Below are 19,536 nucleotides of genomic sequence, written 5' to 3'. Positions count from 1 at the left end.
ATGAAACTAAACGTTTACTTTCTCTTTCTCGCGCTGAATTTATGTTTTTCGCAGCACCTCTTTGCCGGTAACAAATACTGGACAGGTAATACCAATACGGATTGGAATACCGCCAATAACTGGAACCCTGTGGGGGTACCCACTGCATCCGACAACGCTTTTATTAGAGGTGGAACCGGAAACCCTGTTATCGCAGCCGGAACAACCGTTACTATAGCCAGTATACAAATATATGAAAAAACGCTGACAATAAGCGCAGGGGCAACCCTCAATGTGAGGGGTGATGGAACCCTTTTTCGGTATGTTGACCTGAATGTAAGCTCAACACTGATCAATTATGGCACCCTTGCTATGGAAGCTGCTGGAGGTGGGCCTGTTGCTGGTGTATTCGGCCCCGGCGATGACCACTCACTCGTAGAAAATTATGGTCTTATACGGATAAATTCGTCCAATAATAGTACGGCGGTTGAAATGGGGGGGCCGGTTGGAGGTACTACCTCTTCTGCTATAATCAACAACTATGTCTGTGGTCAGTTTATCGTGGTTTCCTATAATATTTTACTGACCGATATTGCTAGATTTAATAACAATGGCTATACGTTTGTAGGTGGAAGAATTAGTTTTAACGGTGGCGGTGGCGTATTTACCAACAATGGTGTATTAAAGTACGGCTCGGCGGGGACAATAACGAGTAACAATGGGTCTGTTATAGTCAATGACAACCCGACTAATAGTACCATCTTCACCTATACCGGTACGTTTTTAGGAACAGTGAATGGTATTTATAAAAACGCAAATGCCACCGCGTCAGCGGGTACATTCACCGCACCCAACACGTTTGCACCTTCGGGTCTATCTGCCGGCGAACAAACGCTCTACGCCAAAATTACCCCGTCGGGTGGGGGCTGCACGTATATAGTACCGTTTACCTATACCTATGCAGATCCACCCAATTTTACAACCAGTCCTACTACAAAAAGTGTTTGTTCGGGCAGCAGTACTACCTTCACTGTTGCGGCTTCTAATGCTACTGGCTACCAATGGCAGGTCAATACCGGTGGTGGTTTTACGAATTTGACTAACACGGCTCCCTACTCAGGCGTCACAAACACGACCTTAAGCATCAGCAATGTAGCAGGGCTCAATAGTTATCAGTATCGCTGTGTGGCTACGGGCGCTGGCGGCTCCACCAACTCCAATTCGGCTACGTTAACCGTCAATCCGCTACCGACAGCTAATATACTCACTCCGTCAAGCACAACGGTTACCTGTAGCACGCCGAGTCTGTCATTGACGGCCACGGGGGGCGGCACCTACCGCTGGGACAATGGCACTACCAATGCATTACGTACAGTCACTGCATCAGGAACCTACTCAGTTACTGTCACATCAACTGGTAGCTGTACGGCGGTGGACAGTCAGGTCATCTCGGGCAACACCACCGCCCCCACGGCCAACATTCTGGCTCCGGCCAGCACGACCCTGACCTGTACGACGACCAGTCTGAGCCTGACAGCCACGGGGGGCGGTACGTATCGCTGGGATAACAACTCGACCAGCGCCACCCGTACCGTGACTACGGCAGCCACTTACTCAGTGACGGTGACGGCCCCCAACGGGTGTACGGCGGTGGACAGTCAGGTCATTTCGGGCAACACCACCGCTCCATCGGCCAACATTCTGGCCCCGGCCAGCACCACCCTGACCTGTACGACGACCAGTCTAAGCCTGACAGCCACGGGGGGCGGTACGTATCGCTGGGATAACAACTCGACCAGCGCTACCCGCACGATCACCACAGCGGGTACTTACTCGGTGACGGTGACTGCCCCCAATGGCTGTACGGCAGTGGACAGTCAGGTCATCTCGGGCAACACCACCGCCCCCACGGCTAACATTCTGGCCCCGGCCAGTACCACCCTGACCTGTACGACGACCAGTCTGAGCCTCACAGCCACGGGGGGCGGCACGTATCGCTGGGATAACAACTCGACCAGCGCTACCCGCACGATCACCACAGCGGGTACTTACTCGGTGACGGTGACTGCCCCCAATGGCTGTACGGCGGTGGACAGTCAGGTCATCTCGGGCAACACCACCGCCCCCACGGCCAACATTCTGGCTCCGGCCAGTACCACCCTGACCTGTACGACGACCAGTCTGAGCCTGACAGCCACGGGGGGCGGCACGTATCGCTGGGATAACAACTCGACCAGCGCTACCCGCACGATCACCACAGCGGGTACTTACTCAGTGACGGTGACTGCCCCCAACGGCTGTACGGCGGTGGACAGTCAGGTCATTTCGGGCAACACCACCGCTCCATCGGCCAACATTCTGGCCCCGGCCAGCACCACCCTGACCTGTACGACGACCAGTCTGAGCCTCACAGCCACGGGGGGCGGCACGTATCGGTGGGATGACAATTCGACCAGCGCCACCCGCACGGTGACCACGGCAGGGGCCTATTCGGTGACGGCGACTAGTCCAATTACTGGATGCTCAGGTACGGCCAGCACAACTGTAGTTAGTACAACGGCTTCGGTATCAGTAAGTAATCCGATCGTTACGACGGCCACCCTGAGTACTGCCTTCAGTCAGACCTTCACCGCTTCAGGTGGAGTGGCACCATTTAGCTTCAGTCTGGCCAGCGGCAGTTTGCCTTCAGGATTAAATCTGAGTCCTGAAGGTGTGTTGTCGGGTATCCCTACCCAGAGTGGACCTTTCACGATCACGGTCCGGGCTGCTGATTCCAATGGTTGTTCAGGTGAGGGAGCAAGCTATCCGTTGACTGTGCTTAATGCAACGCCGACGATTTCCGACTTTACGGCAAGTCCTGATCCGATTTGTGTAGGTGGCCAGGTGACTTTCAGTGCGAACATTGCCAATGTAACGGGTAGTTATGCTTACACGCTGACGAACGGTAGCAGCACCACGACGGGCACTAGCTCTAACCCCAGCTTCGGCCAGAATTTGACGACTCTGGTGGCCGGTATCCAAACCTTTACGTTGACGGTGAACAGCAATGGTCAATCTGCCACGGCTACCTATGAATTGACTGTCAATGCTCCTCCCACGTCCACGCTGATGGCCAGCAATAGTGGTGTGTTGACCTGCGCTCAGTCCAGTCTAACGCTGACGGCCGAGGGGGGAGATGATTATACCTTTAGTGGACCCGGCATTCTGAGCCAGAATGCCGAAACAGGCGTCGCGATAGTCAACGCATCGGGCGTCTACTCGGTGACGGTGACCAATACAGAAACGGGTTGTTACAGTACGACAACGACGACGGTAAGTAGCTCGACGGCAGCCCCATCAGTGAGCATCACTCCTTCGGGTGCGACCCTAAGCTGTGCCAGTCCGAGTGTGAGCCTGACAGCGGTGGGCGTAGGAAGTGTATTGTGGAACACAGGCTCGACCAATCCTATTTTGACGGTGAGTTCAGCGGGGACGTATTCGGTGACCTTGACCTCGGGCAGTGGCTGTACGGCTGTGACCAGTGTGGAGGTGAGTGCCGACCAAACCGCTCCTTCTGTGAGCATCACTCCTTCGGGTGCGACGCTGAGTTGTGCCAGTCCGAGTGTAAGCCTGACAGCGGTGGGTGTAGGGAGTGTACTATGGAACACGGGCTCGACCAATCCTATTTTGACGGTGAGTTCAGCGGGGACGTATTCGGTGACCTTAACCTCGGGTAGTGGCTGTACGGCTGTGACCAGTGTGGAGGTGAGTGCCGACCAGAGTGCGCCCTCAGTGAGCATCACTCCTTCGGGTGCGACCCTAAGCTGTGCCAGTCCGAGTGTGAGCCTGACAGCGGTGGGTGTAGGAAGCGTATTGTGGAACACGGGCTCGACCAATCCTATTTTGACGGTGAGTTCAGCGGGCACCTATTCGGTGACCTTAACCTCGGGTAGTGGCTGTACGGCTGTGACCAGTGTGGAGGTGAGTGCGGATCAGAGTGCGCCCTCAGTGAGCATCACTCCTTCGGGTGCGACCCTAAGCTGTGCCAGTCCGAGTGTGAGCCTGACAGCGGTGGGTGTGGGAAGTGTATTGTGGAACACGGGCTCGACCAATCCTATTTTGACGGTGAGTTCAGCGGGCACCTATTCGGTGACCTTAACCTCGGGTAGTGGCTGTACGGCCGTGGCCAGTGTGGAGGTGAGCCAACAACCGGCCCAGACTATCGCCTTTACCCAGCAACCGGCTTCATCCTCCAGTGTCACGGTGGGCGCTAATGTCACTACTGCTGTCTCGGTCACTGGCAATCCTACCGCTTTCCAATGGTATAAAGACAACCTGAGTAACCCCGTTGGTGGGCAAACCTCGGCTACGCTGACCCTGGCCAATGTCCAGCTCTCCGATGCGGGTAGCTACATGGTGGTAGTCACGGGCGCTTGCAATAGCCTCACCTCCAATGCGTTTGGTTTGTCGGTGACGCCCGTCCAGACGGCGCCCTTCGCCATCACGGCCGTGACGACGGTAAGTTGTACACCTATTCTGCCGAACCGCTTCAGTGTCAGCTTTACGCCCCGCTACAGCGGACTCAATGGTCAACCGCTGTCTTTCTCGGTGGCCAACGAATTGCTGCCCACTACCGAGTCGGGGCCTTATACCCTCCAGCTCTATACGGATAATCCGATCCTTACTCTGAAGGCTACTCAGGGAGGTACTCCACCCGAAGCCAGTTATAGCTACAACTGGCTGGAGGCCTGCCGCACCTCGGAGTCGCCCAACACGCCCCCTCGAGTTGTGAGTACGTTGAGTAGCCAGACGGCCACAGCAGGCACCTATTTCACCTATGTGATTCCTGAAGGTACCTTCACCGACACCGAGACGCCCCTGAGTCTGCGGCTCTCGGCCAGTGGGTTGCCAGCAGGCCTGGGTTTTGCGGGAGCCACGCTGAGCGGGATATCGTCAACAACAGTAGGTTCACCTTTCACGATAAATATCACGGCTACCGATCCGGGTGGGCTTTCTGTGAGCACTCCGTTGTTATTAACGGTGCTGCCTGCCACGACGACCCCACCACCGACTCAGCCTTTTGCGATCACAGGGGTAACCACGATCAGTTGTACGCCAGTGGCTGACCGGATCAACATCAATTTTGCCCCTCGTTATGCCGGGCTGACCGGTCAGTCGATTGCCTTTGAGATCGTTAATGAGCTGGCTCCGACGACCGATCCGGCTCCTTACTCGCTGACCTTGTATAGGGACAATCCGGTGCTGACCTTAAAGGCGACCCAAACAGGAAGTGTTGAGGTGGCTAGTTTCAGCTACAACTGGTTAGCGGCCTGTGCCAGTGCGGGACAGGATAACACGCCCCCTCGCGTGAACAGTCCGGTGGGTAATCAGACGGCTGTAGTGGGGCAGGGGTATAGTCTGAATCTGGCCAATACGTTTGCCGATCAGGAGACACCGAATCAGATTACACTGGTGGCCAGTGGGCTACCAGCAGGGCTGAGTCTGGTGGGTACCCAGATTTCGGGTACGCCGAGCGTGAGTGGGGTCTCGACAGTGGTACTGACGGCGACCGATCCGGGCAGCCTGAGCACGAGCACGAGTTTTGTCCTGACGGTGGTCGGGGTTGGGCCGAGCCCATTGACGGTGAACCTGCAAGCGAGTCCGAGTCAGTTCCTGACCAATGGGTCAACGACGTTGACGGCGAATGTGTCGGGGGGAACAGGTCCATATAGTTATGTTTTCTCGGGTCCGAATAGTATCAGCCCTACCGGCAATTCGGCAACCGTGTCGGGGCTAAGTGCGGGAGTGCAGACTTTCATGGTGATGGTGAGCGATGCGACCTCACCGGTTTCCCAGACGGTAACGGCCATGGTTAGTGTGACGGTGAATGAGCCGGGTAACCCGCCAACGGGTGTGTTCAGCATCACGGGCGTAAACACAGTAAGTTGTGAGGTGGTGAGTGCCGGTCTGCGCCGATTGACCTTTACACCGTTGTATGGAGGGGTAACAGGTCAGCCCATCAGCTTCCGGGTGGTCAATGAGCTGGCGTCTACAACAGCCAGTGGGCCTTACAGTCTGAATCTATACACGGATAATCCGAGTATCACCCTGAAGGCGATCCAGCAGGGAAGTGATGGAGAAGCGAGCTATGTCTACAACTGGCTGGCAGTGTGCTCTACAGGTGCTCGGGTAGGGGTAGAAGCTGCGGCTCGTTTGACCGTAGAGGTGCTGGGTAACCCGGTAGTAGGCGACCGTGCAGAAGTCCTGATAAAAGGTGCTGGTTCCCACGAGGTTGGCCTACGGGTAGTGGATACTCAGGGGAATGTGGTCAGCGAGAGGACAATCGGTTCAGGCGAGTTGTCTCAGCCGCAGACAGTGCAGTTGGGCCAGCCAGTGGGTCAGTACATCCTTCAGGTTAGCACGCCTATTCAGCGTCAGACGGTTAAGATTCTCAAACGGTAAACCTGATGGACTAATACCGGCACCAGCGTGCCCAAATTGATTCATGGAGGCTGCTAGTACTGACTTGACCTGGTCAGTGCTAGCAGCCTTTTTTTGCCCTTTTCTCTGGTTGAGCACATGGCAGAAAGAGACTGGTGCAATTTATCCATTAGTCATCTCATCATTGGATCATCTACATCCCTTCGATTTTTTCGTATTATTGACCAGGGCTTTCGTTTCGAGCCGTGCCACGGTTAATCATGACACTCTAAAATAACCGTGGCACGGCTCGAAACGAAGCCCTATTGACTATAAATTGAGCATTTTAAATGCGGGTCCTCTACTTTCTGTTTTTACTTCTTCCTGGTGTACTCCTTGCCCAGCCCAACGGCTGGCAGGAATTAACTATTTCCGATGGTCTGTCGCAGGGGATGATTTTCGATCTAAAACAGGATCAGAAGGGATTTATCTGGGTAGCTACCAAAGATGGACTAAACCGCTTCGATGGGTATAATTTCAACGTATTTACTCATGATCCATATAACAAATACAGCCTTTCGGATAACAACTGCTCAACGATGCTGGTCGATAGCCGGGGGAGGCTGTGGGTGGGTACCCTCAATCAGGGACTGAATCTGTTCGATACGCGTACCCAGCGGTTTTATCATCTCGATATTCGTGATCAGGCGTCTTCCAATGCAGGAAATTATGCCATTAACTATCTGTTCGAGGATCCACAGGGGGCTATCTGGGTGATTGCGGAGGAGACTAAATTGATTAAAATCAGTTTAGCTACTTCGCTTAAAAACAGCTTTCCCAATCACGCTAATTTTGCTGATCAGGTTCAACTCACACAGATTCCGATCGATAAGAAGAAGACGGGTGGCATTGGGCACATTAGTTTCCGTCCCGATGGTCAGGCTGTGTTGGTAGGCAATACCGGTTTACTGTCATTTAACTGGCAATACCCTCAGAAAGGAAGTACGTTCACTCTTTTTACGGATGAATTCCGGGGGGCTTATACCGTATACACCAATATAAATCAGGATGCGTTGTTTGGCCTTAAAGACAATAAAATCCTCTATCGTCAGCATGGCAGGCTGAAAACTATTTATCTGCCGAAAAATGAGGATGCCGTCATTAGAGAGATCAATCCGAAAAAAATGTCTATTGCTCAGGGTGGGCTCTTGTGGTTGATCTCGCCTGATGATCTCATGGTACAGGACAGCCTGACGGCACGCAATGCGTTTACCGCCCTGCCCGGCAATCTCTATGCCATTACTACGCTGCTCGAAGATAAGACGGGCAATATCTGGCTGGGTACAAGTGGCTATGGTCTTCGAAAATTCAACCCCAAAATCAAACAGTTTCATTCGTTACTGCCTGATAAAACCCTTTCTTATCTGTATGCCGACCGGAAGGGCCGGGTTTATGTACGGCATGAGTTTGCGTATGAACAACTTGATCGGGCTAATAACCGGACACAGTCTTTCCTGCCTGATGGATTGCCGCCCGTTGATAAACGGCAGCGTTATATGATGCAGGATCGTCAAGGAACGTTCTGGGTATCGAACACGAACTTCCAGACGCACGAAATGTATCTGTTTAAGTTTAGTGCCGATTGGCAACTCCTCAAAAAATATCCTCTGCCCCCCAATACGTCGTTTGGTTTCTACAATAACCAGACGGTTGAAGACAAATTCGGTAAGCTTTGGATTGGAGCCATCAATGGCAAGCTTCTTCAATTCGATCCCCAGACAGAAAAATTTCAGATTTTCTCGTATCAATCCCTGTTACCGCAGAAAGGAGCCGAAATAGAAACCTATACGATCTACTTCGATCAGGACGGTACGCTCTGGATCGGTACCCAACAGGGGTTGATACGGGCCGATCACCCACAGACCAGGCCGGTTTTTTCACTCTTTAAAAATAGCCAGACGAACCGTCAGAGTTTGAGCAACGATTTTGTGTTGAGCCTGCTCAATGACCCAAACCAGCCCGCCCGCTACCTATGGGTAGGTACCAAAGGCAGCGGGCTGGATCGTCTGGATAAACAGACGGGCTACTTTGACCATATCACTGAAAAACAGGGATTGCCCAATAAAGTAGTGTATGGAATACTGGCAGATGAGTTCAGGAACCTCTGGCTAAGTACTAACCGGGGCTTAGCACAGTTCAACCCCAAAACTAAAACGTTTCGCAACTTCACCAAAGCCGACGGCTTACAGGACGATGAGTTCAATACGGGCTCCTTTTTCAAAAGCCAATCGGGCGAGTTGATGTTCGGGGGCATACATGGGCTAACGACCTTTCGGGCAGCCGACTTGGTTCGGGCCAGTGGCCCGGCTTCACGAGCACATTTGATTGGTTTGAAAGTCAACAATGAAACCGTTGACGTGGGCAGCTCCGATGGGATACTGACCGAAGGAATCGAGTACAAGCAACAGCTCAATCTGTCGCATACCCAGAACCTGATCACGTTCGAATTCGGGCTGATGGACTTTGCGAACTCAGCCAAAAATCAATACCGCTACCGGCTCAATGGGATTGACCGGGATTGGGTATCGGCGGGTACCAACCGCTTTGCCAACTATGCTCAATTACCACCGGGCAACTACACTTTTCGGATGATGGGTTCGGTTGATGGCGAAGTCTGGAGCAAACCTGTCGAACTCCAGGTACGAATTCATCCGCCATTTTATCAAACCTGGTGGGCTTATTTGCTCTATGCGATAATTATTGCAGTGGTGGGCTGGCAGCTCTACCGGGTTCAGACCCAGCGACTATTGCTCGAGCAACAGGTTGTTTTTGAGAAAAAGGAAGCGAATCGGTTAGCAGAACTGGATAGTCTGAAAACCGAGTTTTTTACCAATATCTCTCACGAATTCCGTACCCCCCTAACCCTGATTCTAGGGCCACTGGACAACCTGAAAAAACAATTTCCTCATCATCCTGAACTGACGCTGATGGAGCGAAACGGCCATCGGCTGATGACACTGATCAATCAATTGCTCGATCTGGGGAAACTGGAAGCGGGTGAGTTAAAGCCCGAATTGGAACCGGGCGATATGGCTGCTTTTTTTCGAATGATAGCCGGTTCATTCAACTCCTTAGCCGAAAGCCGTGGAATCGCGTTTTCATTCGATCAAAATCAAACGACGTGGTGGGCTCGTTTTGACCGGGATAAACTGGAAAAAATAGTGACGAACCTGCTCTCCAACGCCTTTAAATTTACTCCGGCGGGCAACAACGTCAGCATGAACCTGCATTATCCCGACGAAGGGGCTGGGAATCAATTGCTAATAACGATTCAGGATACCGGCATTGGCATTCCACCCGAACATGTGCCTAATATTTTCAACCGATTTTATCAGGTCGATGGCAAGCTAAATCGTACGTACGAAGGCACTGGTATAGGGCTGGCACTGGTCAATGAACTGGTCAGGGTGCTGAATGGCACGATCGACGTTGTCAGCGCCGAAGGTCTTGGCACCACATTTACGGTTGCACTGCCGCTGATGACGATCGATAGAATGCCGGCATCCTGGACTGAACTCTCCTTGTCTGCTCCTATTGCATCCGTATCAGTACCAGCGGAAACGGAGAATCTGGACCCCTCCGCGCCTGGAACCGCTAACATTCTGCTGATCATAGACGATAACGAGGACATCCGGTCGTATGTACGTAGTATTTTTGAGCAGGATTATCAGATCATTGAAGCCATTGATGGACAGGACGGCCTCGAAAAAGCGACTACTGCACTGCCCGACATGGTTATCTGCGACCTCATGATGCCCCGGCTCGATGGATTTGGGTTCTGCGAGGCACTGAAAATGCAGCCAGCCACCAGTCATATTCCTGTGATCATGCTGACGGCCAAAGCTACTGTCGAAGACCGAATCGCAGGCTTTGAACTAGGCGCCGATGACTACCTGACCAAACCTTTCAACCGGTCTGAAATTCAGGTCAGGGTACGCAATCTGATCGAGCAGCGCGAACGCCTGTACCAGTGGTTTTCTATGAGCCAGCCCACTCCGGATAGCCAGATAAACATTCCGGCTCCATTAACGGCTGAACAGCAGTTTATCGACCGGATGACGGCGCTTGTTATTCCGCACATAGATAATACCGGATTTACCGTTGAGGAACTGGCCGAAGCCGCCAACCTAAGCAGGGTGCAACTTCACCGTAAGCTCAAAGCGTTAACCAACAAACCTGCTACCTCCTTTATCCGGGATATCCGGCTTGCCAGGGCCGCCGAACTACTGACCGAAGGCCAACAGAACGTAACCCAGGTGGCTTATTCGGTTGGTTTTGACAACCTGTCTTACTTTGCCAAAGTGTTTCAGGAGCGTTATGGCGTCTTGCCTTCGCAGTATGGAAAGCCCACGTCAACGTTGGGTTAAGCCCGTTCACAGAACATTGTTTTGTCTTTATTGGTCCTTGAATTCGTCTGTAAAGCAGTCGATGTGGTGTCAGTTTGAAGAAACTGACACGGAAAGGTTTCTCAAAACCGACAGGGGAGAACGGTTCACTGTGGTGATTCTCCAAACCTCATCCAGACTATACACTCGGTTTTAAGAATCGCCACGGCGAACCGTCCGCAGGGGTCTGGTTTAAGGCCCTGACCTCACACCAAAGGGACATTTTTGCCATTTAAGCCCGGATTTTCGGGCTTTTTTATTGTCATGTAACATAAGTGCTAATGAATGCAACGAGTGTGTTAGCAGACCAACCATCAGTGCCGCAACTTGCGGACTTATTGACAGGGCTGATTGATCCATTGAATCGCTTCATGTCTTTTACTTACTCACTTTATAGAATTTTTCTGCCGCCATGAAAAAAACACGTTCAGCCGACAACCAGATAATCGATACGTTTCAGACCAGTTATTCAGACAACAGCTTTGAGATACTCTATAACCAATATGCCCATAAAGTGTATCGGACGTGCCTGGCCATGACTAATGATTCCGCCGACGCTCAGGACTATACCCAGGACATCTTCATCAAGGTATTTGACAAGTTGAACTCCTTCCAGAATCGCTCCTCATTTTCTACCTGGCTGTATGCCATTTCATACCATTATTGTCTGGATCGGCTTCGGTTAAACAAGCAGCTTAAAACCGAGCCATTGCCCTATGATTTATCGGATACGCTATCTGACGAGGAACTGATTGATGGCATACCAGGTATACGCCTGAAGGAGGTGGTAGAACGGCGGATACAAGCTCAGGAGCTGGCCCTTATGAAACTACCGGACGAGGAGCTAACCCTACTTCGACTAAAGTATGAACAGGGCTTATCAATTCGAGACCTTAGCGAATACTACAAGTTGTCGGAAAGTGCGGTAAAGATGCGTCTGAAGCGAACACGTGATAAACTACAGGCAATACAGACTAGTATAGATTGCTAATAACTCAGTCAGGATGACTGACCATACGATGTGAGTTAAAATCAGGCCTTTCGCTTCGAGCCGTGCTACAGTTAATGGTCCTACTTGTGATAACCGTGGCACGGCTCGAAGCGAAAGGCCTGAAAATGTAACATGAGTGTTAAGGATTGCAACGCTTGTGGTAGCAGACGTATATGGATTGGCTTTATTTATCTGCCAATTTCAATCCATCCATTGAATCAACGAGTCTTTTCAACCTTCCTCTTTTTAGTATGTTATGAAACAATCGCTCCTACAACCCGGAGACATGCTCAAAATGCACGCCCATAAAACGGGCAAAATTAGCCGCCCGATAGCTGATCTGATGTTTTTACAGGCCACCGGTAACTATAGCTGGCTTCACTGGAAAGATGGGCAACGGATGCTGCTTCCCCGCACCTTAAAATACTATGAACCCCAGTTGCCTAAAGAGTGGTTTATACGGACTCATCGAAACTGCATCATCAACCTCCAGTACATAGCCTATCTGGGGCCTGTGCAGCCGGATAATACCGGTCTGGTTTACCTGCATTCGGGCGATGTGCTGCCGGTGTCGCGTCGTCGGTGGGTGGCCATGCAAAAAATTTATCGGAACCTGTCTGCCAACGATAATGGCTCGACGACCGGAACGGCTAGTATTTCCCTCGATTCGCTCCTTCCGGATTATCTACCAGGCGATCAATAAAAAAACTATTGTCCGTTTAATAGAGCGGTGCTGTTTTTTCGGTCGTAAATGCGTTTTCTTTTCAGCTACTTAGCTCAGTCCAAATGAAAATAAAATTTACTTTTTCTTCTTTTTCCTGGATTTAAGCAACCATCCGTATTCTGTTATTTAAACCTATAAGGTTTCAAAAACCTTATAGGTTTGTAATCACGACTATTTTTCTGCGACTCTACAGATGGGTTTATGATAAACCGGGAAATTACAGGAATTGGCAATAAAGCATAATTTGTTAGCCTGATGATGCAATTCGTTCGCTTTGGCAATCATCGCTTCGTCGGTGACAAGTACGACCGGCGAAAGCGTTACTTCACTGAAATGGCCGCCACCGTCTGGCGTCTCTATCATTGTTCCTGTTGCCTGATCCGTATAATCGACAACAACAACGCCTGCTTCGGCACACAAATGCAGGTACCAGAGCATATGGCAGCTTGCCAGGGAGGCAACAAGCAATTCTTCCGGATTGTATCGGCTTTTATTGCCCCGAAACGACGGGTCCGATGACGCAGGAATGTCAGGTTTGTTTTCGGCCGAAACGACATGATCTCTGTCGTATGAACGGTAATTGGTAGTCCCTTCTCCTTTATTTCCGGTCCATCGAGTGGTTAATGCGTACGTGTGTTGCTTTGCCATAGTGCATTCGTATTACTTGTCAATCGTTGGTCGTCGGGTAGCCATTTCGTTGGCCATTTTTTCTGCATCAGCATTACCCGTCTGACGTAGTTCGGAGATAATGGACTGGTAGTTTTTGTCGTCTCGATTTTGGCTGAGCTTAGCCGCTCCCTGCATCGTATCAATGGTCATTTTGAAAGCGACTACGCCACGCATTTGTTTCCGAACGTAGTCTGCGGTCATACTTTCAACGGATACCGGATGCCTTGAATGAGCCTCATAGCGATCTACCTGCTGGCGCAGAAAATCAAGGGTTTCATCGTCGCTTAGCATGCTCGTTCGCCCAGTAATATGCACCGACAGATAATTCCAGGTGGGTACATTAACATGATCGTACCACGAAGAGGAAATGTAGCTATGCGGCCCCGAAAATACGGCCAGTGCAGGTCTATCCTGTCCCAATAGTTTCCATTGCGGATTGGCTTTGGCCAGGTGGCCAACTAATTGAAATTGGCCATCGGTATCAGCCAGAAGTTCAATGGGCAGATGTGTGGCTACCGGAATACCATCGTGGCCCGTCGTAACAAGCAACGCAAAGGAGTTATCGCGGATGAACTGCAACAGTGTAGGGCGGTCGGTTTCCTGAAAGGCGTGTGGTATATACATTGTCGTATAGTTGTTGATATCGGCTATTGATTATTGCATGACTTTGGCTTCGAGCCGTGCCACGGTTTGGCACCGTGGCACGGCTCTTTGTGAAAGGCCTGTATTGTTTATTTCCCTTTGTCGATTGCCATGCGCACAGCCAATCCTGTCAGAATACTGGCCATAAACCATTTCTGCACCCGAATATAAACCGGACGAGCCTGAAACCAACTGGCCATCCGGGCGGCCGATAATATGATAACCATATTGACTGATCCACTAATGGTTAGCTGAATCAAGCCCAACTGAACGTTTTGAGTCAGTAACGAACCGTATTCAGGGTGCGTAAACTGCGGAAAAAATGATAGATAAAACAGGGCTACTTTCGGATTGAGCGCATTGGTCAGCAGGCCCATCCGGAATAGCTTCCAGTCAGAATCGTGCGATAGAGCTCGCGTCTGGAAGGGGGAAGAACTGCCGGGTTTAACGGCTTCCCAGGCTAGGTAGAGCAGGTAGCCGACACCGAGCCATCGTAATACGTCATACGCCAGCGGAATTGCCAGAAACACGGCTGATAACCCAAAGGAAACCAGAAAAATATGACCCAGAAACCCAGCCAAGACACCGGCAAGCGACACTAAACCTGCACGCCGTCCCTGGGTGATGGAGCGGGAAATCAGGTAAATCATGTTCGGTCCGGGGCTGAGTACGAGACCCAGCGCAGCCAGCGCAAAAAGGAGTAATTCGTTGGCAGGAATCATCTTGTGTCAAGCGTTCTGTAAATAATCAGGCAATGGTGTCCCTAGGCTATTTTCGGCAGCAAGCGGGGTTAATCGCACTGTCTGCATTGGAATTACACCCGCCCAGGTTGGCAGGCCCTCATCTTCAGGGTCGTCATTGGGGCCACCGGTGCGTACTTTGGCCGACGCTTCGGCCAGCGAAAATGCCAGCACGGTCGTTTTTCGCATTTCACTGCTGGTCGTTGGGCGCAGATCGTCCCAGCGACCGGGAATCAAGTGATCGGTAATCAGTGCCAGCGCTTCCATGCGTTCGTTCTCGTCGGTTACTTTCTCAGCAGTTGCAAAGATGACCACCGAACGGTAATTGACCGAGTGATGAAACGCCGATTTGGCCAGAACAAGTCCATCCGTCAACATCACTGAAATGCAGACCGGACCACCCTGTTCGATTGTACGAATGAAGTGGCTGCCAACAGACCCGTGGATATAAACCCGGTCGCCTTTTCGGGCGAATGCGGTTGGAATGGCCATCGGTTGACCATCGACGGCGAAGCTAACTGTGCAAAAAAGGGCTTCGTCCAGAATGGGGTGAATTGTGGCTTCGTCGTAATGAGCACGCTTGGCTAAACGACTGGGTGTTGTGCGGGCGGTTTGCATCGTTGGTGATTTTTTAGGCAGGACGTTTGATACGGATAAGTAGACAACAACTTTCCCAAAATCAGGTGCCCTGTTCTTTTTCAAAACAAATGTCGTTATTTGCCGGTCTACTCAAGTCGTCCAGTTTTTAGATTTCTGCTAGTCCGGTTATGCCGCCATTCAAATCGCTGATTCAGGTTGACAAGACATTACCTACCCCAGTTTTTCTACAGTTAAGCGAACAACTGGGCCAGCTTATTCGCGCAGGAACGCTCGTGGCTGGCCAGCGATTGCCCGGAACGCGTCAACTGGCCGACTTACTTGAGTTGAACCGGCAGACGGTTGTAGCCGCTTATGATGAGGGTTTGGCACAGGGCTGGCTCGAAAGCCGGGCTGGTAGCGGCACCTATGTGGCCGCTCATTTTCCTGACATTAAGCCGCAGCTATTGGCGAGCAACGATAGTACAGCCAGCGTTTTGGGAACGGATAGCACCGGAACACAGCCGGGTTATGCCTTCGATTCGCTCAATTTTCTGGTCAGGCCCGTGTTGACTAACTCAGCCGGTTTACACCTCGACGATGGGTTTCCAGATATTCGACTGGCTCCAATGGACGAATTAAGCCGGGCTTATCGCTCGTATTTCCGGTGGGGAAATCCACAGACTCATTTCGGTTACGGCGATACCAAAGGGCATTTGCTGTTACGTGAACAGCTTTCTCTTCATCTAAACGAAACCCGAGGGCTACGGACCACACCCGAGAACATACTCATTACTCGCGGAAGCATTATGGGTTTGCACCTGACGAGCCAGGTTTTACTGCGATCCGGCGACATCGTCGTAACTGGCGAAACGACCTGGGCAGGTGCTACGATGAATTTTCGAAAAACCGGTGCCACGATCCTGACCGTTCCTGTCGATCAACATGGTTTAGACGTTGATGCACTGGCTCGTTTGTGTGAGCAAAAGAACACTATCCGGATGGTATTTGTGACTCCGCACCATCATTATCCAACCACGGTGACACTCCGACCCGATCGGCGTATTCGGCTCCTGCAACTGGCTGAACAATACCGATTTGCCATTCTGGAAGATGACTATGATTATGATTTTCATTACCTGAGCCGCCCGATTCTCCCCCTGGCGAGCGCCGATCGGGAAGGAATGGTTGTTTATGTCGGTTCGTTGACGAAGTCGGTTGCTCCGGCTTTTCGGATTGGCTATGTAGTGGCCCCAACTGCACTGATCGATGAACTGGCCCGGCTACGGCGTATCATTGATCGACAGGGCGATCCTATGCTGGAGTTTGCTATTGGCCAATTACTTAAAACCGGCGATTTGAAACGTCATTTTCGCAAGGCCCTTCGCACCTATCACGTTCGCCGGGATCGGTTCTGCGAGCTGCTAACCAGTGAATTGGCACCTATTGTTCAGTTCACGAAACCCGATGGGGGTATGGCCGTATGGGCGCGTTTCGATCCGGCGATCGATATGGATGCGTTGGCTACCCGTGCAGGCCAGAAAGGTCTTTTTCTGTCGAGTGGTGTGTTTCATAATCCACCCGGCCAGCAGTTGCATGGTACTCGATTGGGTTTTGCGTCGAGCACAGAGGAGGAACTGGAGCGAAGCGTGATGGTACTCAGGAATGTACTAGGTTCAAGTTTTGGATTTCCAGGCTTTATACGCCCCTGGTAAACACACAGCACACGGTCGATACCCCAGTTCAAGTGCTTCTGCTTCATTCCAGAAAAACACTCGGTTTTCGGGCTTCATGCGTTTCCCGGCCCGGCAGTCGAGCCGACCGTAGATCTTACCGGGACGGTTGCCGCCCAGCGTAATGAGGCACTGCTGGAGTAAGTCTAACAGTTTTCGACGCTGGGCAAATGAAGATGATCCTAAATCTGTATGTCGAATCATGCGGCATCGTGAAAAATAAGCCCCACATTAACGCGTGTTCCGGTTCGCACTTCACTAACTCCGTGCCGCATGGCTACGCGGTAATAGCCACGAGTGCCCTGGGCGGGTCTGTATTTAGTCGTGAACAATAGAACCTGCCCTTGTTCTGGCAGCAATACCGTTGCTTTTGACTGCATCCTTGGGCGCTGTTCGAGCATAACGAACTCTCCACCCGCATAATCCTGGCCCGGCTGGCTCAGAAAAAGGACAGCCTGAAACGGGAAATAAAGCTCACCATACATATCCTGGTGAAGCGCATTCCAGTCGCCAGGGCCGTATTTCAGAATCAGTGGCGTTGGGCGGGTTTGTCCGGCTGCGTGGCAGGTAGAAAGCCATTCGTTAAGATCGGTTGGGTAGCGCAGGTTAATCCCCAACTTTTCATTCCAGTCATTGGCAATGGGTGCTAACTGAGAGAACAACTCATGCCGAAGCGTATCGACAACTGATGGTAGGGGGTAGCTGAAATATTTGTATTCGCCACTGCCATAGCCGTGATTCTGCATGACGATGCTTTTTCGATACAGGTTTGGCGCATCAAATAAGTCTGCCAGTTCACGACATTCTTCGGATGAGAGGAGTGAAGGCAGCAGGGTGAACCCGGTTTGGGATAGGTCAGACTGGAAATGGGGCCAGTCAATTGTTTTTTGAGTCATCATATGAGTTACACCAAGAGCATAAAGGAGCGACGAAAATCACAAAACCCTTGACGCTAATTATGGGACATTCGTTGCTACTTTGTGCTCTCCTTGTTCTATAAAATCTTAACTGTCAAGCCGCGCAGCTTCCCAGCCAAGCATGGCCTGTTTGCGTTCCGTTCCCCAGCGATACCCGCCAAACAGCCCGGTTTTTTTGATGACCCGGTGGCATGGTATCAGGTAACCGACCGGATTACTACCGATGGCTGTGCCGACTGCCCGCGAAGCTGTGGGTTGACCGATGGCTTCGGCAATCTGGTCGTAACTCGCCAGTTTGCCTTCCGGGATTTTAAGCAAGGCTTCCCATACTTTTAGCTGAAAGGCAGACCCGCGTACTAGAACAGACAGCGGTTTGTCTGATTTCTGGGGGAAAGCTTCCGTGGTCATACCATCAGTTGTTGGGAAAATCTGGTCAGCCAGAAACTGAACAGCTGTTGGGTCGTGATGGAGCGATGCTTCGGGCCATGCTGTTGCCAGAATGCTTTCGGGATCGTTTTCATCGTTCAGGAAATGCAAAAGAGCGATTTTTTCATTGATGGCCCCTAAAAGATAGTCGCCAAATGGGCTATTGAATACGCCGTATGACAGATCTAGGCCAGAGCCAGCCTGTTTGAATTGCCCCGGTGTAACGCCTTCGATGGTTACGAATAGATCGTGCAATCGACCCGTACCGGAAAGGCCGGAATCATAAGCGACATCTGCCAGAGGATCACCCTTGCGAAGCCGGGTTTTGGCATGTTCGAGGGTTAGGTATTGGCTAAATTTCTTGGGGCTTACACCAGCCCATTCCGTAAATAACCGCTGAAAATGAAATTCGCTCATATTCACTTTCTCCGCCAGTTCGCTTAAGGACGGTTGTTCCCGAAAATGGGCCGTCAGGTGTTCGATGGCGCGGGCAATCTGCTGATACGTGTGGGTGCTGTTCGTTGTCATAGTAGTTGTGTTTTGACTCTACAAAAGTCGCTATAACCCAACGGGTAGCAAACCCGATTCTTGCGGAGTTTTCCGGGTGATTGTTTCACGGAAAAATCAGCAATTTTAGCTACTTTGCTGATCATACCGACTCATAAACAGATGGATATACTCCGGGAGTTTCTTCAGGAAAGTGGATTCGATGCCGGGGAGCAATCTTCAATTATTGGTCAGTTTCATCGTCGGGAATTAAGTAAAGGTAATCTTTTTGCCCAGGCCGGACGCGTTTGTGATCAGCTGGCGTTTGTCGAGAAGGGATTGTTCCAGTTTTTTGCGGATCGCGACGGCGACGAAATTACAACGTACACGGCGGGTACTGCCGATTTTGTTGTATCGCTGGGTAGCTTTCTGAAGCAGCAGCCTTCCCGCGAATCCATCCGAGCCCTGACCGATAGTGTGCTATGGAGCATTAGCCGACAATCGTTCAATCAATTACGGCAGACTATTCCCTCGTTTGAGCTGTTCTATATGGGCTTGCTCGAAGATCAGATCAACTGCATCGAGGAGAGTCGCTATAATCTACTGACACTCTCTGCCGAAGAGCGCTATCAGAAACTAATGACCGATGAACCACATCTGTTGCAGGAAGTGCCACTTCAATACCTCGCTTCCATTCTTGGTGTTACTCCCCGTCACCTGAGCCGTATCCGTGGTCAGATTCGATAGCTAACGATCAATCATCAGGGCAAGCTCACTGAGCGATCTGGACATTTGTCTAAGAGATTGGC

Annotated in this window: 13 protein-coding genes; 6 read left to right on the top strand and 7 right to left on the bottom strand. The window is 51.3% G+C overall.

Going from position 1 to position 19,536, the window contains the following annotated elements; all coding sequences use genetic code 11:
* From GJR95_RS39335 to GJR95_RS39320, 4 genes are all read left to right on the top strand, one after another.
* Complete coding sequence (locus GJR95_RS39335) at positions 1-6,420, top strand: putative Ig domain-containing protein (protein ID WP_162391074.1); 6,420 nt, start codon at positions 1-3, stop codon at positions 6,418-6,420.
* A 308-nt stretch (positions 6,421-6,728) separates the two neighbouring features.
* Positions 6,729-10,805, top strand: a complete 4,077-nt coding sequence (locus tag GJR95_RS39330; RefSeq protein ID WP_162391073.1) for an ATP-binding protein — start codon at positions 6,729-6,731, stop codon at positions 10,803-10,805.
* Positions 10,806-11,235: 430 nt separating this feature from the next.
* Positions 11,236-11,814, top strand: a complete 579-nt coding sequence (locus GJR95_RS39325; protein WP_162391072.1) for an RNA polymerase sigma factor — start codon at positions 11,236-11,238, stop codon at positions 11,812-11,814.
* A 256-nt stretch (positions 11,815-12,070) separates the two neighbouring features.
* On the top strand, positions 12,071-12,517 hold the full coding sequence (locus GJR95_RS39320) for a LytR/AlgR family response regulator transcription factor (protein ID WP_162391071.1): 447 nt from the start codon (positions 12,071-12,073) through the stop codon (positions 12,515-12,517).
* A 192-nt stretch (positions 12,518-12,709) separates the two neighbouring features.
* On the opposite strand, the gene GJR95_RS39315 is transcribed toward GJR95_RS39320, so the two are convergent.
* The 4 genes from GJR95_RS39315 to GJR95_RS39300 all read right to left on the bottom strand — a co-directional run bounded on the left by GJR95_RS39315 (position 12,710) and on the right by GJR95_RS39300 (position 15,207).
* Positions 12,710-13,186, bottom strand: a complete 477-nt coding sequence (locus tag GJR95_RS39315; protein WP_162391070.1) for an OsmC family protein — start codon at positions 13,184-13,186, stop codon at positions 12,710-12,712.
* 12 nt (positions 13,187-13,198) lie between these two features.
* Positions 13,199-13,831 (bottom strand): FMN-binding negative transcriptional regulator, encoded by a 633-nt coding sequence (locus GJR95_RS39310; protein WP_162391069.1) that lies wholly within the window; start codon positions 13,829-13,831, stop codon positions 13,199-13,201.
* 107 nt (positions 13,832-13,938) lie between these two features.
* Complete coding sequence (locus GJR95_RS39305; protein ID WP_162391068.1) at positions 13,939-14,571, bottom strand: LysE family translocator; 633 nt, start codon at positions 14,569-14,571, stop codon at positions 13,939-13,941.
* A gap of 6 nt (positions 14,572-14,577) precedes the next feature.
* Positions 14,578-15,207 (bottom strand): pyridoxamine 5'-phosphate oxidase family protein, encoded by a 630-nt coding sequence (locus GJR95_RS39300; RefSeq protein ID WP_162392033.1) that lies wholly within the window; start codon positions 15,205-15,207, stop codon positions 14,578-14,580.
* Between the two features lie 149 nt (positions 15,208-15,356).
* Here GJR95_RS39300 and GJR95_RS39295 point away from each other — a divergent pair, with 149 nt between their 5' ends.
* Positions 15,357-16,880 carry an aminotransferase-like domain-containing protein gene (locus GJR95_RS39295; RefSeq protein ID WP_162391067.1) on the top strand — a complete coding sequence of 508 codons (1,524 nt, stop codon included), beginning with the start codon at positions 15,357-15,359 and terminating at the stop codon, positions 16,878-16,880.
* Here the strand turns inward: GJR95_RS39295 and GJR95_RS39290 are convergent.
* From GJR95_RS39290 to GJR95_RS39280, 3 genes are all read right to left on the bottom strand, one after another.
* The gene (locus GJR95_RS39290) at positions 16,842-17,102 is read right to left on the bottom strand and encodes an Ada metal-binding domain-containing protein (protein WP_162391066.1); all 261 of its coding nucleotides are present in this window, start codon (positions 17,100-17,102) and stop codon (positions 16,842-16,844) included. The two genes, GJR95_RS39295 and GJR95_RS39290, sit on opposite strands and share 39 nt — an antisense overlap.
* Positions 17,099-17,794 carry a 2OG-Fe(II) oxygenase gene (locus GJR95_RS39285; protein ID WP_162392032.1) on the bottom strand — a complete coding sequence of 232 codons (696 nt, stop codon included), beginning with the start codon at positions 17,792-17,794 and terminating at the stop codon, positions 17,099-17,101. The genes GJR95_RS39290 and GJR95_RS39285 overlap by 4 nt, the downstream gene beginning before the upstream one ends.
* Positions 17,795-17,902: 108 nt before the next feature.
* Entirely contained in the window at positions 17,903-18,769 is an 867-nt protein-coding gene (locus GJR95_RS39280; RefSeq protein ID WP_162391065.1) for a bifunctional transcriptional activator/DNA repair enzyme AdaA, read from the bottom strand.
* 141 nt (positions 18,770-18,910) lie between these two features.
* On the opposite strand from GJR95_RS39280, the gene GJR95_RS39275 reads away from it, so the two are divergent.
* The gene (locus tag GJR95_RS39275; protein ID WP_162391064.1) at positions 18,911-19,474 is read left to right on the top strand and encodes a Crp/Fnr family transcriptional regulator; all 564 of its coding nucleotides are present in this window, start codon (positions 18,911-18,913) and stop codon (positions 19,472-19,474) included.
* Positions 19,475-19,536: the final 62 nt, after the last annotated feature.

The sequence above is a fragment of the Spirosoma endbachense genome, assembly GCF_010233585.1.
Classification (GTDB): domain Bacteria; phylum Bacteroidota; class Bacteroidia; order Cytophagales; family Spirosomataceae; genus Spirosoma; species Spirosoma endbachense.
The sequence above is the reverse complement of the archived record's forward strand: the minus strand, read 5'-3'. Positions and strand labels throughout refer to the sequence as shown.

What these genes read in the sequence shown, in the direction of transcription:
- GJR95_RS39335 (WP_162391074.1), top strand. Translation starts at nt 1, where the DNA reads ATGAAACTAAACGTTTACTTTCTCTTTCTCGCGCTGAATTTATGTTTT.
- GJR95_RS39330 (WP_162391073.1), top strand. Translation starts at nt 6,729, where the DNA reads ATGCGGGTCCTCTACTTTCTGTTTTTACTTCTTCCTGGTGTACTCCTT.
- GJR95_RS39325 (WP_162391072.1), top strand. Translation starts at nt 11,236, where the DNA reads ATGAAAAAAACACGTTCAGCCGACAACCAGATAATCGATACGTTTCAG.
- GJR95_RS39320 (WP_162391071.1), top strand. Translation starts at nt 12,071, where the DNA reads ATGAAACAATCGCTCCTACAACCCGGAGACATGCTCAAAATGCACGCC.
- GJR95_RS39315 (WP_162391070.1), bottom strand. Translation starts at nt 13,186, where the DNA reads ATGGCAAAGCAACACACGTACGCATTAACCACTCGATGGACCGGAAAT.
- GJR95_RS39310 (WP_162391069.1), bottom strand. Translation starts at nt 13,831, where the DNA reads ATGTATATACCACACGCCTTTCAGGAAACCGACCGCCCTACACTGTTG.
- GJR95_RS39305 (WP_162391068.1), bottom strand. Translation starts at nt 14,571, where the DNA reads ATGATTCCTGCCAACGAATTACTCCTTTTTGCGCTGGCTGCGCTGGGT.
- GJR95_RS39300 (WP_162392033.1), bottom strand. Translation starts at nt 15,207, where the DNA reads ATGCAAACCGCCCGCACAACACCCAGTCGTTTAGCCAAGCGTGCTCAT.
- GJR95_RS39295 (WP_162391067.1), top strand. Translation starts at nt 15,357, where the DNA reads ATGCCGCCATTCAAATCGCTGATTCAGGTTGACAAGACATTACCTACC.
- GJR95_RS39290 (WP_162391066.1), bottom strand. Translation starts at nt 17,102, where the DNA reads ATGATTCGACATACAGATTTAGGATCATCTTCATTTGCCCAGCGTCGA.
- GJR95_RS39285 (WP_162392032.1), bottom strand. Translation starts at nt 17,794, where the DNA reads ATGACTCAAAAAACAATTGACTGGCCCCATTTCCAGTCTGACCTATCC.
- GJR95_RS39280 (WP_162391065.1), bottom strand. Translation starts at nt 18,769, where the DNA reads ATGACAACGAACAGCACCCACACGTATCAGCAGATTGCCCGCGCCATC.
- GJR95_RS39275 (WP_162391064.1), top strand. Translation starts at nt 18,911, where the DNA reads ATGGATATACTCCGGGAGTTTCTTCAGGAAAGTGGATTCGATGCCGGG.